We start from the raw sequence: 14,396 nt of genomic DNA on the forward strand, positions 1-14,396 counted from the left end.
TTAAACAAATACTATTTAGCGAGGAAGCCTTTTTTCTTGGGAATATAAGGTATGTTTTTCAAATCATTAGGTGTCCATTTGGTAAGCCTTGTCGTAAATGGTTGACCATCTTTTCCTTCGATTAAATAGAATTAATTAGTAGTTTGTATTTCATGGAGGGATCTCTGTATGGCCAAATTGATTTACCATCTTGCCATAACGCTTGATAACTTTATTGCAGATTTGAGTGGGGAAGCTGATGATTCTATTTTTTTATACGAGGGAGATCATACTACAGATTTCTTGTCAGATATTCAGCAGTATGATGCGGTATTAACGGGAGGAAAAACGTATGAATACAGCTTTAAATTCGGCCTAAAGCCAGGTGAACTTAAGGGATTGTGTTGATCAATTAAGGGGCTTTTGGGTTGGATCGTTCCTGTAATAATGATTATGTTTAACTAGAAAGTGAATGTCGTATACTTATATGTATACGAATTGAAACATATAGCAGTATGATTCGTTTTTTTTAAACGATTATTGAATGGCTTAGATAAGATTAGTTTGAGTAAATAAGCAATAAAATGAATATAGAAGGGCTAAGATTCCCACTATCAGGTTGAAATTTTTTTTTATTCTCTTTTCTTAATATAAAGTAAATACCAGTACAAAAGAATCCTATAAACCATCCGATTTCAAATTGTAAAAAGGCTAAAGCAAAACCTAAAATTCCTGCAAATTGGAGTATTTGTGCTGTGCTAATTTTGTTCAAGTAAACCCACTCCTAATTTCCTGTTTTTGCCTTATTTTCCAATAATACTATATTAATATTCTCATCTCTATGATAACATAATTTTGTAGTTAGAAAATACAAATAAAGGGGAGAATCGTAGAAATGAAAAAAGTCGTAGTTTCAGCGTTGTCTTTAGCCTTGATGGCTGGAGTAGTACCTTTTACTAATGCTACAAAAGCTAGTGCCGACACTAGTGAATTGGCACCTCCGCCAGTCGTAGAATCAGGAGTACCTGGTGAAGTTGTCTATGATAAAAATGAAGTATCGGTTGCACCACCAACTTTACCAATCAAGAAAGTCATATTTACAACAATCTGAGAGCGTATCTGCTGCAGGTGTATATGGTAGCACTTGGAATTACAATAAGACTGTTAAATATTCACAAAAAATGACTTGGACTACAGTAGCATCAGCAGCATCGGCTATAGGTCTTTACACAGGAATAAAATATCTAACTCTTGGAGGGATTGTTGGGAATTGGATAATTGCTAACAAAGGTAGTTGGATTTATTACTCAGATAAACAGTATTGGAGAATGGCTGGTTCAACTCTTCAAACGAAACATGTTGTTACGTGGTATAAAGATAAGGCACGTACAAAGAAAATCCAAACTCAAGAATACATAACTAATGATAGAGGATGACATAAAAAAGATCTGCTTTTCAGATATGGATGTTGAATAAAGTTTGATAATTTATAATAAATAAAACTCAATTTATAGCCAGATAAAAGCTTTTATCAATTACAAAAAGAAAGAAGGATAACATGCAAAATAAACGATCTGTACAACTTAATTATAATAATCTGGTTTTTAAGGCTGTCAGCAACACGGAAAATGGCGAAACCTCTGCTGAAACCATCTTTCACTACAAACAGGAGGGGAAAATTCTGTCTGCTACCTACAAAGGCGGCGCGATTCTGTATGGAAGCTTAGTTGGTTTTGTAGATGACGATTTTCGTCTTCACTTCCGTTACAGTCAGGTAAATAACGATTATCAGCTAAGAAGCGGCGAGTGCACCTCATCTCCGGAAATCCTCGCTGATGGACGGATCCGTCTTCATGAGAAATGGCAGTGGTCCATTGATGACAATAGTGAAGGAGTATCAGTGGTGGAAGAAGTGAAAAGTAAGGAAATATTATTAGTTAGTGAATCTTAAATACATAGGCAGCAACTAGCCTTCCAAGGTTTGCATTTTTCAGTTTGTACTTCCACTTGCGGATAGGAGACCTTTTTTTCCACTTTGTGGAGATCCATATACATTCAACTTACTAGATTTATTGTATATTGAAAAAGTAAGCGCTTTCATATATACTAAGAATAGGTGGACAGCAATAGTGGCTGTCAGGGTATCCGGCGTAGGTGGGGCCGATACCACAAACAGGGCACTTGTGAGAACAGTGTCCTTTTTTATTTTGGGTTGGTAACCATAAATTAAATTCAATCATAACAAATATCAGGTTATGATTCAGCTTAGAGGTGGCGAGTGCTTCTCAACCGCGGAATTTCTCGCTTATGGCCGTATCCGCCTTCACGAGAAATAGCAGTGGTCAATTGATGACAATAGTGAAGGACTATCGTAGTTGAAGAATAAAGATCTAATGAAAAGGTAGGTAAAATGCACTAAATTTAATTTTTATTTAAAACCAAGTTGACAGATATGATTAATATATATTAAGATACAAACAATTAATAATATTCAAATTTATACATGGCAATTGGTTAGTGAAAAATAAGTACATAGACAGCAGCCTTTTTCTTATCTTTAAAGGGGGCGATATAAATGTGTGACTGTGACTGTGAGTGTATAAATGAATAGCAACGGCCAATCGGACAACCGAAGGCTCCAGACCTTACGAACTGTAAGGATTGGGGCTTTTATTTTTACTACCAGAAAGGCAGGTAAATCAATGAGTGATATTGTTACCATTTCCGGGAGCCCATCAACAGAATCGAAGTCAACCATCGTCTTAAAGTATTTAAAACGTCAACTGGAAGAAGAAGGGCTGACTGTAAAAGAAATATCTGTACTTGATGTAGAACCGAATATATTACTAAACGGGGAATATAATCATCCTTCCATTACAAGTCTCGTAAAAAATATTCAAAACGCGAAGGGAGTTATCATCGCTTCGCCTGTCTACAAAGCAGCTTATTCCGGGGCTTTAAAAGCATTACTGGACCTATTTCCACAGGATGCTTTTCAAAACAAGCCCGTTTATCCATTAATGGTTGGAGGAAGCCAGGCCCATTTACTTGCGATCGATTTTTCCTTAAAGCCTTTATTGGCAGGTTTACATGCACAAACAATTCTAAAAGGAGTTTATCTTACAGAAAAACAAATTGATAAAACAAACGATGCTGAACCAATCGTTGACTCTGAATTACTGAAAAGAGTAAGGGAGCAATTACATCAGTTTGCGGAAATCACAAAGAAATTAAGCAGCATCCCGGTGTAAATGTAAAAAGGGAGGGATAAAAATGGTGAACCTTAGTGAGGAAAAAGTCCAACATATTCTTTCTGCTTTACAGAAAATTGAATATGGATCATTGTTGATAACGATACATGAAGGTGAAATCACCCAGGTGGACAGTACAGTCAAAAACCGTTTTCTAAAACCCAAATCCAATCAATTAAACCGAAAAGTCAATTATTAATATAAAGTTCTACCGGTCAACCGGAGACACGGATTCTATTTTTATAGACTGTGTCTCTTTTTTTATTACTTTGCACGAAACACAGGAAAACGAAAAGTAATAACTATGAAGATTTTGAATTCGGTTGGTTTATCCCGACTACAGGTGATGGGAAATACTCGAATATGTGAATTTAGAAATCTTCTCCTTATTCTCTCCGGATATCCTAATTTAGAAGGAGGCAAAGGTTACAGGAAATATTCTTCTCCCTCTTGTAACAGAAATTTAGAGAGAAAAAAATTAGAAATAGTAATAGAGACCCAATATAACATTCGAGGAGTGAAAGCATGTCACTTTTAGAAATACATGATCTTGATAAATCATTCCATACGAACAATGGTTTGACACATGCATTAAAAAACATACAGCTCACAATTAAAAATGGTGAATTTATTACCATCATTGGACCTAGCGGATGTGGAAAGAGTACTTTATTAAAGATTATTGCCGGCATAGATATAGAGCATAGTGGTAGTGTGAAAATCGATCAAAAGGAGGTAATCGGGCCCAGTATCGATAAAGGATTTATTTTTCAAGAACCAAGGCTTTTCCCCTGGTTTACAGTTGAGAAGAATATAGCAGCAAATTTTTCTCTGAATGATATAAAAGTTAGGAAAAAAGTCGATGAACTAATAAAACTTGTTCGCTTAGAAGGGTTTAAAAAGGCATACCCTAAAGAGCTTTCTGGTGGTATGGCCCAAAGAGTGGCCATTGCTCGTGCGTTATTGCGTAATCCAAAAGTATTGTTGTTAGATGAACCTTTTGGGGCACTTGATGCTTTCACTCGATCACATATGCAAGAGGTTTTGTTTGATATTTGGCAAGAAAACAGAACCACGATGATTTTTGTGACACATGACATTGATGAGGCTATCTTTCTAGCAAACCGTGTCATTATTATGAATGCTCGTCCTGGGACTGTACAAAAAGTGATTAGAATTGATTCTCCTTATCCAAGAAAGAAGTCCAACAAATCATTTCAAGATTTTAGACACCTGGTTTTGAATGAATTTGATAAAACAGATGAGTTAGAATTGGTTGACCGTGCAGGAATTTAATGGAGGTGATGCATGATGGATAATAAGGCGGGAGTATTGGTGCCTACTTCTATGAACGAAAATAGACCTATCAAAAAGAGTATGAGTAGTCAGCCGAAAAAGGTAAAAAAATTAGATGTGTTCGTCAGGGGATTAATTTTCCCAATCATCGTTCTAGGGCTTTGGGAACTAGCAGGATATACAGATATCATTTCTGAGACTCTTCTTCCACGACCTAGTAATATATTTACTACTTTCTTAGACTTAGCACAAACTGGGGATTTGTTTAACCATGTACAAATCAGTCTGTTACGCGCTCTAGGAGGTTTTCTTATAGGGGGAAGTCTAGGCCTTATAATGGGTTTGCTGGTTGGCTTTTCAAATAAAGTGGAACAGACTCTTGACCCAACCTTGCAAATGATAAGGACAGTTCCAACATTAGCAGTTATTCCTTTATTTATTTTATGGTTCGGGTTTGGAGAGATGTCAAAACTTCTTTTGATAGCCAAAGCAGCATTCTTTCCCTTATATGTGAATTCGTTTCTTGGAATACGTAGCGTGGATACTAAATTGTTTGAGGTAGCAAAAGTTCTTGAATTTAGTAGATGGAAACAAATCACAAATCTTATTTTACCTTCTGCATTACCTAATATTCTTTTGGGTTTAAGATTGGCTCTTGGAGCAGCGTGGTTAGCTTTAGTAGCAGCGGAGTTGATGGGTTCAAGCGAAGGAGTAGGTTACTTAATCATGGATGCCCGCCAGTTTTCCCAAACTTCAATTGTTTTTGTAGGAATTATTATTTTCGCTGTATTCGGAAAAGCATCAGATTCATTTGTTCGTTATTTTGAAAGAAAGCTTCTTAAATGGAGGGATAGTTTTCAAGGTTAATAGCATTAACAAAGATTGAAAACGTTCATTAGACAATGGGATAAAAAGAAAGTGTTTCTTTAATTTATCAAAGAGGTGATTATTGAATGGGTAAACCTAATCGTATGTTGCATCTGAATTTGTTTCTGACAAGTATGGGTCATCACGAAGCAGCATGGCGTCATCCAAAGTCAGATGTGAGCCAAGCACTCGATTTTAACTATTATAAAATGTTAGCACTTAAAGCAGAGCAAGCAAAATTGGATTCCCTTTTTCTAGCTGATCGTTATTCGGTCTCTAAAGAAGCGGTTAAATATGGTGAATTATTAGGAGGAATAGAACCTCTCACTCTTTTATCTGCATTAGCTGTAGTAACAAAAAGGATAGGGCTCATTGCAACTGTTTCCACCACCTTTAATGAACCTTTTAATTTGTCACGTCGCTTTGCCTCGCTTGATCACTTAAGTGGGGGAAGAGCGGGGTGGAATGTGATTACATCAGGGACTGATAAGGAAGCGCAAAATTTTAACTTTGATAGGATACCTGATCATAGGGAGAGATACAGTCGAGCTAAAGAGTTTGTAGACGTGGCTCTTAAACTCTGGGACAGTTGGGAAGATGATGCACTTATAAAAGATAAAGCTTCGGGAATCTATGCGGATAATAATAAAATTCATGAAATCCATCATGCAGGACATTTTTTTTCTGTTCGTGGGCCACTTAATATTTCAAGATCTCCCCAAGGGATGCCTGTAATAGTCCAGGCAGGATCTTCGAATGACGGAAAAGAATTTGCTGCTCAATATGCTGAAGTAATCTTTACTGCACAGCAATCTCTCGAGGATGCCCAAGAGTTCTATTCAGATATAAAGTCTAAAGTAGTCGAACACGGGCGTTCTGAAGAAGAACTAAAAGTTTTGCCGGGCATTTGCCCGATTATTGGAGAATCAGAAAGTGAAGCTAAAGAAAAGGAGGCAAAACTTCATGAACTAACTAATCCTGAGTACAGTGTTCTCCAACTGTCAAATAGAATTGGTTTTGATTTGTCAACTTATCCATTAGATGGGCCTTTGCCTGATCTTCCAGATCCAGGACAAATAAATGGTCATCAGAGTAGAGCAAAGTTAATAATGGACTTAGCAGAAAAAGAGAATTTGACAATCAGACAATTACTTCTTCGTCTTGCAGGAGGAAGGGGACATTATACGATTGCAGGAACACCTAAACAAATTGCAGATGAATTAGAAGCATGGTTTACCAGCAGAGCAGCAGATGGATTTAACATTATGCCTCAATTGATGAATGAAGGATTTGATGATTTTGTCAACTTAGTTGTTCCAGAATTGCAAAGAAGGGGTTTGTTCCGTACAGAATATGATGGTCATACGCTCCGGGGACATTTCGGTTTAAATATTCCTCAGAATAAATCTCAAATTATTGGTTGAGAAAAAATACTATAGATAAATACCGAAATAAAACCTTATTCCGGAAGGAGCAATTTAAGATGCACAATGCAAACCGCAGATGGAAACTCTCCATTTTATTAAGTTTACTATTTTTAATTCAAGTCACATTAACGGCTTGCGGCCCATCAGTCAGCTCTAGTGAAAATAGCTCTGGCAAATCGAATGGAAAAGTAATTATCAACATTGGAGTTCAAGGTAGCACAGGGATATTACCTTATGCAAGAGAGAAAAAGTATTTTGAAAAAGCCTTTGAAAAAGTGGGAGTAGAGGTAAAATGGCATGAATTCACAAGTGGACCTCCTCACTTTGAAGCATTAGCTTCAGGTAGACTAGATTTTGGAGCCACTGGAGGAACACCGCTTATTGCTGGTCAATCAGGTGGAGTAGATTTTAAAGCCATTGCTGTAACAAAGGATGGGAAAAAGGATAACTCTTTTGTTATTCCAAAAAACAGTAATATAAAAGGATTAAAGGGACTAAAAGGAAAGAAAATAGCTGTTGCTAAAGGAAGCAGCGCATATAATTTTTTGTACATGGCTATTGAAAAAGCTGGTTTAAAAGAGGAAGACATTAAGATTGTACAATTACAACCTGATGAAGCAAGACCTGCATTAGACAACGGATCTGTAGATGCATGGTCAACATGGGAGCCTTATACAACTGCTGCTGTTTATCAGACTGGAGCAAAAATTTTGGTTAATGGAGAGGATTTAAATATTAATGCTCCTGGTTTTTTGGTAGGTAGAACAGATTTTATTACGGAAAATCCAAAGTATACAATTTTATTTTTAAAAACTTATGAACAAGTCCGCAGGCATTTGGTAGAGAACTTAGATGAAGTTTCACAAGAAATTGCCACTTCAGAAAAGGTAGATGTTGAAATTATCAGAACGGTTTTAAAGAATTCTCAATTCATTCTCTCTCCCACCACAGATGAATTTAAGAAAGCCCATCAAGAACAAGCAAACTTTTTATATTCTGTTGAGGGTATAAATAAAAAGCTTGATACATCGAAAGTAATTGAAAATCAGTATATCGAACAGGCTTTACAGGAGATAGAAAAAGAAGAGTAAAACTAACATTTAAAGCTGAATACTAGTAAAAAAAAGAGTTGCTGGTTAATGAAGCCAGCAACTCTTTTTGTTGTCTTTAAACTAATTTTTCGAAATTTATGCGTTTGTTTATGGCGTAGATAATCGGCGCCCCGACAATCAGGACAACAAACTCGCCCGCGGTAGTTGTGAGCCATGTTAATAAAAATGGCAAGCCAAATGCGAGGTGAAGTTCCCAAGCAATGAGAAACATGGTGAACGTAAAGACAAGGGTGTTAACGATCATCCGTGCCCAAGTGCCCTTTATATAACGCACCGCTCCAATGGTTATCAGCAAAGAAATCAAAGATTGGGCAGTGCCAAACTAAAGGGTGGAAGAAGTTCTTTCTATAAATGTATATAGATAATGTAAGATAGTTATCCCTCTCAACAACCTGCCGTTATCCCTCTCTGATTCAAAAGACCTATAAACATTTTATTTTCTATCAAATATATGTCATTTATTAGTTATATTTCACCTCGTCCAAATTTTCCAAATATTATAAAATAAACTATGAATCTACTAACACACACGGGAGGAATTCTATGAAAAGACCTTTAGTTTCCCTAGCACTAGCTACTACTCTAACATTTGGGGCCATTGGCACCCCGGCTGCTTTGGCAAAACCGGCCGAAGTATCGCATAAGCTGCCAGTTAAAATAAGTGATCAAATTGTCACTAAAAAGATCGATGTGAATAATATCTATAATACTATCGATTATCTCTCGAGAACACCGAGAGTGGCTGGTACAGAATCCGAATATGCCGCTGTACAGTATATTAAGAAAAAATTTGAGTCTTATGGATTTAAGACGGAGATTCAGGGATTCACTTTCATTGCCTATACACCTCCTACTGCAATTGAACTGTCTGTTGACGGGCAGCAAGGGGAACTCAAGCCAAGAGCCTTCACTTACTCTGTAAACGGTACTGTTACAGGTGAATTAGCTAGTGCCGGAAAAGGTAAAATAGACGAGCTTCAAAATATGGATTTAACAGGAAAAGTTGCCCTTATTCAACGCGGAGACATCCCGTTTGCCGAAAAGGTATTAAATGCAGCTGAAAAAGGGGCAATAGGAGTTATTATTTATAACAATACTGATGGCGACTTAAACGGAACTCTTGGCGAGGACAATCCTAATTATGTGCCGGCTGTGTCTCTAACAAAGGCGGAAGGCGAGGGTCTTGCAGCCAAACTAAGTAATGGAGCTGTTACCGCTTCTATTAAAATAGAGGGGGCACAAGTAAGGGAAGAAACTTCTCATAATGTAATCGCCACAAAGAAGCCGACAAGTCAAAAGAAAGCAAATAATGACATTATCGTTATAGGTTCCCACCATGACTCTGTTGAAGCAGCTCCTGGTGCAAATGATGATGCGTCAGGTACAGCCATGACTTTAGAGCTTGCCCGCGTGCTTAAGAAATTGCCGACAGATACAGAGATTCGCTTCATAACCTTTGGAGCTGAAGAACCAGGCCTTCTTGGTTCAAGACATTATGTCGAGAATCTTTCTGATGATGAAATCAATCGGACGATCGCTAACTTCAACCTCGACATGGTGGGAAGCAGAGATGCTGGCGAGCTGGTGTTGCTTACGAACGATGGACAGCCTAATCTTGTTACGGAACTTGCCCAAGCCTCCAGTACCAGATTAAACGGAGCGCCGACCTCATTCGGCCAGGGCGGACGAAGCGACCATGTACCATTCGCTGAGGCTGGAATACCGGCAGCCTTATTCATCCACGACCCTGCCGAGCCGTGGTATCATTCACCGGAAGACACGATTGACAAAATAAGCAAGGAAAAGTTGCAGGATGTTGCTGAGATTGTCGGCACTGCCGTTTATGACCGTGCCCGCTTTGACTGGCCGAAACCGAAAAAAGGAAAAAAACACAAAGCACCACATTTATACTATGAACAGGATATAAAATAAGAGTTATTATCAGGGTCTGTCATCCGTCGCATAATTGTGGCGGCTGTCAGATTCTTTTTTCTCTTATTTGTCTGATTATTCTTGTCCTTGTCTTTCATAATTTTTTCTCTTTAGCAACTACTCGCGATTTAAAATCTCTCGGCACATCTACCGATCTTCGTCCAAACTCTGCCGCAAATTGGAGTTTTTTGTGTTTTTTCATCAAAAAATGCCGTTGATATTATCTGAATATAATGTATAATAAAATAATTAAAAAAAAGGTGGATTATAGAATGAATATGCTAGCAAGAATAAGTACAGTAGCAGGTAACACTTTTATCTACTGGGTCTTACTATTCACGGCCTTAGCCTTGATGTTTCCAGGCGGTTTTACCTGGATTGCGCCTTATATCTCGATCCTGCTTGGAATTATCATGTTCGGGATGGGATTGACGTTGTCTTTAGAGGATTTCAAGGCCGTATTCAAACAACCTCTCGCCGTGTTCGTAGGGGTTGCTGCTCAATACATCATTATGCCTGGTACCGCTTATCTTCTGGCTGTAGGGTTGAATCTCCCTCCTGAAGTGGCCGTTGGCGTTATATTGGTCGGTTGCTGCCCTGGGGGAACTGCATCGAATGTAATGGCGTACCTGGCAAAAGCAAATGTCGCCCTGTCAGTAGCGGTTTCATCGGTGGCGACATTGGTATCACCAATTCTGACCCCAGCGCTTATTTATCTATTAGCGAGCCAATGGCTTCCTGTATCAGGAAAAGATATGCTTCTCTCAACGGTTCAAATCGTTCTTATTCCTATTATTCTCGGTATCGTCTTCAAATGGATTTTGAAGGACAAAGCAGAAGAAGGAGCGAAAATCCTGCCGCTTGTCTCTGTAATTGGGATCGTCGGTGTCATCTCAGCAGTGGTAGCCGGGAATAAAGATAATATCCTGGAATCCGGTTTGGCGATCCTTGGTGTAGTCATTCTGCATAATGTTGTTGGATTGCTATTAGGTTTCTTCATTTCAAAATGGTGTAAATTCCCGTATGCCGATCAAAAGGCAATCTCGATCGAGGTCGGGATGCAGAACTCAGGGCTTGCCGCAGCGTTAGCGACCGCCCATTTCTCCCCACTTACGGCTGTTCCGAGTGCGATTTTCTCCGTGTGGCACAATATTTCTGGACCTTTGATTGCCACGTACTGGGCGAAAAAGGTCGCAAAAAAAGAACAGGAAAAGAAATTGGTTAAAAATTCGAAGCCACTTTCCTAATAGTATTGACATAGGAATCCTAATAGATATTTTAAGGAAAAAAAGTCAATCTATCTCGACAGGCAAGTTTGAAAAGACAACGTGAAGCATGAAGAAATATTCAAGTGGAAGAGGTGTCCGCACGAGGACATCTCTTTCACTTGGATCATTTTAGTACAGTTTTTATTTTTCCACAGTATCGCGCTCTTACTTGAATAACACATGAGCTTCTATTAGCTGGTATAGTTTCATAATAAAATCTGTTTTTATAGCAAATTAAATTACATTAATATAGCTTCTCTTGATTCTATAATTTTCGAAGGGACGCCGGAAATAGAAAAAAAGCTGTGTCCATTCAAATGTGAATCACACAGCTTTTTTTACGTAAAAGGTTGTTGGCTTATTTAATTTGTATAAAAGTTCTCGGTATAATAAGGTTTCGATTTATCGTCAAACGCTACCCCGACACCTAAATACTCGTAGTCTTTCTTTAAGATATTTTCCCTGTGCCCAAGCGAGTTCATCAGCCCTTCATGTGCGAAGATGCTGCTGAATTGGCCGGATGCCAGATTTTCCCCTGCGACATTGAAGACCACTTCATCCTCCTGCATTCGATCAAAAGGAGATTGACCTTCCTGGTTTGTATGATTGAAGTAGTTGTTGTCAGCCATATCATCGCTGTGTTTGCGGGCTGTTTCTTTGACATGGTTATCCCAGCTCAGGACTGGCAACTGATGATTGACTCTGGCTGCATTTGTTACATCGAATAGCTGATATTCAAAGCCTTGCTTTAACTGTTCGCTTTCCTGTGTGTAAAATCCCTTCCTGTTTTGTTCGAGCTTTTCACTTATGATTTGGATTGAGGTTACCGTATTTTTTTGGTGTTTGTCAAAAAACACCGTGACATAACTTCCGTCGATTAGGTACATTTCATAGTCTCTATCTTTTTCAAATTGATAGTAGACCATCCCTTTGCGGATTTTCGATAAGGGTTCTCCGAGTTTCCCGAGAACGGATTCTTTGGAGCTTCCTCGTTTGATTCCTTTCGTAGACGCAATTAAGTCCTGGTTGCTATATAATCCAGCCACTTTATTATTTTCATCGTAGGCAGCCATCATAAAGTTTTGATAATCTTTGTGGTAGGCGTGCCATTCGACGCCATATTCATTATAGGAAGAACGTTTAGCGGCTCCGACTTGTTTTTCAACCATATCCTTTGAGTCTCCAAGTCCGATATTATAGACGGTAAAGACATCTTCGGTAGGAGTTGCTAAACTTGGTTTTTCAATTTGTTCCAGATCTGATTGCTGTTGTTCTTGGCGAGGTGGGTCCAATGTTTTATCCAACTGCCCCAGCAATTGGTCCAATCCGCTCGATAGCTTATCGACTGCAGCTGAAACATCAGGATTTTCTTTAATGGTAGTCATCTGAGAGTCTAAATGATTGAATGCCGTTTGAAAACTTGCTTTGTCGGCAGGTTTTCCTATATAAGACCAGGAAGCGAATAAAATCACTAAAATTGATAATAAAAAAAGGAAACGCCTCACCTTATTCCCCTCCATTTCTATACTACTATCCTACCCAGAATTGTTAGTTTATAAGCCATAAGCTGAATAATGACTTTCAGTATATCAAGAAAGCCAGCTAACTTACATTTTATCTACTTAGATAAATTTTGTGAGCATATATAGCCGAAGGGGAAGCTGATTAGGGAGGAGTGATGTTTACTTATTTTTCTATAGACTTTCCGCTCCCAAACGTTAACCCTTTACGATACAATTAAACTAAGTCAATGAAAAAGTGGTGACAAAATGAGTGCGAATCCCGCTATGAAAAAAGTAATAGAGGCAAGTTACCTGACAGCCGATAAGGCATGGAGCTATCGGACCATTTTGCGTTTTTTCTTTATTCAGCATGAGAGAATGAGAGACTTTATTACGCCGGAAGAGATTTATGAGTATGTAAAAGAAGTTCCAGAATTTCATGCGTATACAGAAGAGCAGCTTCATTTGGATCTTGCCCAGCTAGTGAAATGGAATAACCTGATTGCCCGCCAGGACATGGGCAATGCGAAGACGATTGAAGAATACAAAAAGAAACGGTTCCGTTACCAGTCTACCCCATACACGGTTGAAATTGAAAGAATGCTGCAGCATTTAGAGGGGATGGGAGATTCGTTTCAAGGTTCTTTGGAACGGACCCAATTTGACAGATTATTGCAGGCGCTAATAAAACTGGAGGCAGCGGCATCATCTGTGCAACAGGAAAAGTCAGAGGAGGTTGCCCAGGTATGGGATGATTTGTTTGGCTATTTCCGCAACATCAGAAGAAGCACAGCTGATTATATAGCTTACATCAACAGTGAAAAGTCCGAAGAACGAATGCAAACGGAAGCGTTTCTCGTATACAAGAATCAATTTACTGCCTATTTGCGGGATTTTATCGTATCCTTGCAAAAATCGGCAATGCAAATCCAACAAAGCCTGATGGATTTGACTCCCGAGAAGATGCAACCGGTCTACGAGACGATTATCCAACATAAATCCTCCATTCCAAGACTTGAAGATACGGGGTTGTCAAAGGAAGGAATGGCAGATGAACATAAAGAACTGTGGTAATCATTATGCCACTGGTTTCTTGGCGGTACGAACAACCAAAGCGAATTGGACATGCTTCAGATGCAGACAAACGAAATGATCAGGCGGATAACACGCTATGTACAGCGGGTTGGCGAGCGGCACCAAAATTTCCGCAGCCGGAAGAAAGATTATTTGCATCTTGCGAAATGGTTTACCGATATGGAAGAGATTCAAGAAGCCCATAAACTTTCGAGTGTTGTATTTGGCACACTTGAGACACGCCATCTTTTTAGCGAGGGTGTGCCCACAGAAGATATTTATTCCGATATTTGGGATGAAAAGCCTCAAGAAATTGCAATCAAGCCAAGAACAAATCGTTATCGTGAAAAAACAAAGCCAGGGGCGATCATTGGTAATCAGGCAAAAAAAGAAACGCTTAGGAAGCTATATTTACAGCAAATAACCGAGGAAAAGCAGTTGATAGAAAAATATATGATAAACGGACGGATCCAGATTTCAGAACTTCCGGTTATCGAACCATATGTACGGAAAATGCTGCTGACATGGATTGGCAAGTCAATGGCGAGCAAGGAGCAAAAGGTGAAAACCGATTATGGAATGGCAGTTAGAGTCATTCTTCATAAAGAGAGACGCGTGGTGCTACAGGCGGAAGACGGAGCATTAGAAATGCCTGATGCCGAATTACTTTTTTCAGAGGGGTGAACAA

The 14,396-nt window shown here is 38.8% G+C and carries 13 protein-coding genes and 3 pseudogenes; 13 read left to right on the forward strand and 3 right to left on the reverse strand.

Annotation, left to right across the window (positions count from 1 at the left end):
• Nucleotides 1-168 precede the first annotated feature (168 nt).
• Nucleotides 169-369: pseudogene (locus ELQ35_RS11455) on the forward strand (dihydrofolate reductase family protein); the annotation flags it as partial.
• A gap of 169 nt (nt 370-538) precedes the next feature.
• Here the strand turns inward: ELQ35_RS11455 and ELQ35_RS11460 are convergent.
• Complete coding sequence (locus ELQ35_RS11460; protein ID WP_246026049.1) at nt 539-751, reverse strand: hypothetical protein; 213 nt, start codon at nt 749-751, stop codon at nt 539-541.
• 123 nt (nt 752-874) lie between these two features.
• On the opposite strand from ELQ35_RS11460, the gene ELQ35_RS11465 reads away from it, so the two are divergent.
• The 9 genes from ELQ35_RS11465 to ELQ35_RS11505 all read left to right on the forward strand — a co-directional run bounded on the left by ELQ35_RS11465 (nt 875) and on the right by ELQ35_RS11505 (nt 7,911).
• Nucleotides 875-1,090, forward strand: a complete 216-nt coding sequence (locus tag ELQ35_RS11465; protein WP_126864964.1) for a hypothetical protein — start codon at nt 875-877, stop codon at nt 1,088-1,090.
• A complete protein-coding gene (locus ELQ35_RS11470) occupies nt 1,020-1,415 on the forward strand; it encodes a hypothetical protein (RefSeq protein WP_126864965.1) in 396 nt (131 codons plus the stop codon). The genes ELQ35_RS11465 and ELQ35_RS11470 overlap by 71 nt, the downstream gene beginning before the upstream one ends.
• Before the next feature lie 122 nt (nt 1,416-1,537).
• Nucleotides 1,538-1,930, forward strand: coding sequence for an avidin-fold protein (locus ELQ35_RS11475; RefSeq protein ID WP_126864966.1), 393 nt, complete (start codon nt 1,538-1,540; stop codon nt 1,928-1,930).
• A gap of 751 nt (nt 1,931-2,681) precedes the next feature.
• Entirely contained in the window at nt 2,682-3,230 is a 549-nt protein-coding gene (ssuE, locus tag ELQ35_RS11480; protein WP_126864967.1) for an NADPH-dependent FMN reductase, read from the forward strand.
• A gap of 22 nt (nt 3,231-3,252) precedes the next feature.
• Complete coding sequence (locus ELQ35_RS11485) at nt 3,253-3,429, forward strand: YezD family protein (protein WP_126864968.1); 177 nt, start codon at nt 3,253-3,255, stop codon at nt 3,427-3,429.
• Between the two features lie 326 nt (nt 3,430-3,755).
• Nucleotides 3,756-4,526: an ABC transporter ATP-binding protein gene (locus ELQ35_RS11490; protein ID WP_126864969.1), complete on the forward strand. Its 771-nt coding sequence runs from the start codon at nt 3,756-3,758 to the stop codon at nt 4,524-4,526.
• Between the two features lie 15 nt (nt 4,527-4,541).
• A complete protein-coding gene (locus tag ELQ35_RS11495; RefSeq protein WP_126865107.1) occupies nt 4,542-5,393 on the forward strand; it encodes an ABC transporter permease in 852 nt (283 codons plus the stop codon).
• 86 nt (nt 5,394-5,479) lie between these two features.
• Nucleotides 5,480-6,817 carry an LLM class flavin-dependent oxidoreductase gene (locus ELQ35_RS11500; protein WP_126864970.1) on the forward strand — a complete coding sequence of 446 codons (1,338 nt, stop codon included), beginning with the start codon at nt 5,480-5,482 and terminating at the stop codon, nt 6,815-6,817.
• A 59-nt stretch (nt 6,818-6,876) separates the two neighbouring features.
• Nucleotides 6,877-7,911, forward strand: coding sequence for an aliphatic sulfonate ABC transporter substrate-binding protein (locus ELQ35_RS11505; RefSeq protein WP_126864971.1), 1,035 nt, complete (start codon nt 6,877-6,879; stop codon nt 7,909-7,911).
• 76 nt (nt 7,912-7,987) lie between these two features.
• On the opposite strand, the pseudogene ELQ35_RS22830 reads toward ELQ35_RS11505, so the two are convergent.
• Nucleotides 7,988-8,254 (reverse strand): annotated as a pseudogene (locus ELQ35_RS22830) (QueT transporter family protein); the annotation flags it as partial.
• A 221-nt stretch (nt 8,255-8,475) separates the two neighbouring features.
• Between ELQ35_RS22830 and ELQ35_RS11515 the strand changes: the two are divergent.
• The gene (locus tag ELQ35_RS11515; protein WP_126864973.1) at nt 8,476-9,864 is read left to right on the forward strand and encodes a M28 family peptidase; all 1,389 of its coding nucleotides are present in this window, start codon (nt 8,476-8,478) and stop codon (nt 9,862-9,864) included.
• Between the two features lie 272 nt (nt 9,865-10,136).
• The gene (locus ELQ35_RS11520) at nt 10,137-11,111 is read left to right on the forward strand and encodes a bile acid:sodium symporter family protein (protein ID WP_126864974.1); all 975 of its coding nucleotides are present in this window, start codon (nt 10,137-10,139) and stop codon (nt 11,109-11,111) included.
• Nucleotides 11,112-11,494: 383 nt separating this feature from the next.
• On the opposite strand, the gene ELQ35_RS11525 is transcribed toward ELQ35_RS11520, so the two are convergent.
• Nucleotides 11,495-12,637: a CAP domain-containing protein gene (locus ELQ35_RS11525; protein WP_246026050.1), complete on the reverse strand. Its 1,143-nt coding sequence runs from the start codon at nt 12,635-12,637 to the stop codon at nt 11,495-11,497.
• 282 nt (nt 12,638-12,919) lie between these two features.
• Between ELQ35_RS11525 and ELQ35_RS11530 the strand changes: the two are divergent.
• A pseudogene (locus ELQ35_RS11530) lies at nt 12,920-14,392 on the forward strand (TIGR02677 family protein).
• Nucleotides 14,393-14,396: the final 4 nt, after the last annotated feature.

The sequence above is a fragment of the Peribacillus cavernae genome (assembly GCF_003989135.1).
Classification (GTDB): Bacteria; Bacillota; Bacilli; order Bacillales; family DSM-1321; genus Peribacillus; species Peribacillus cavernae.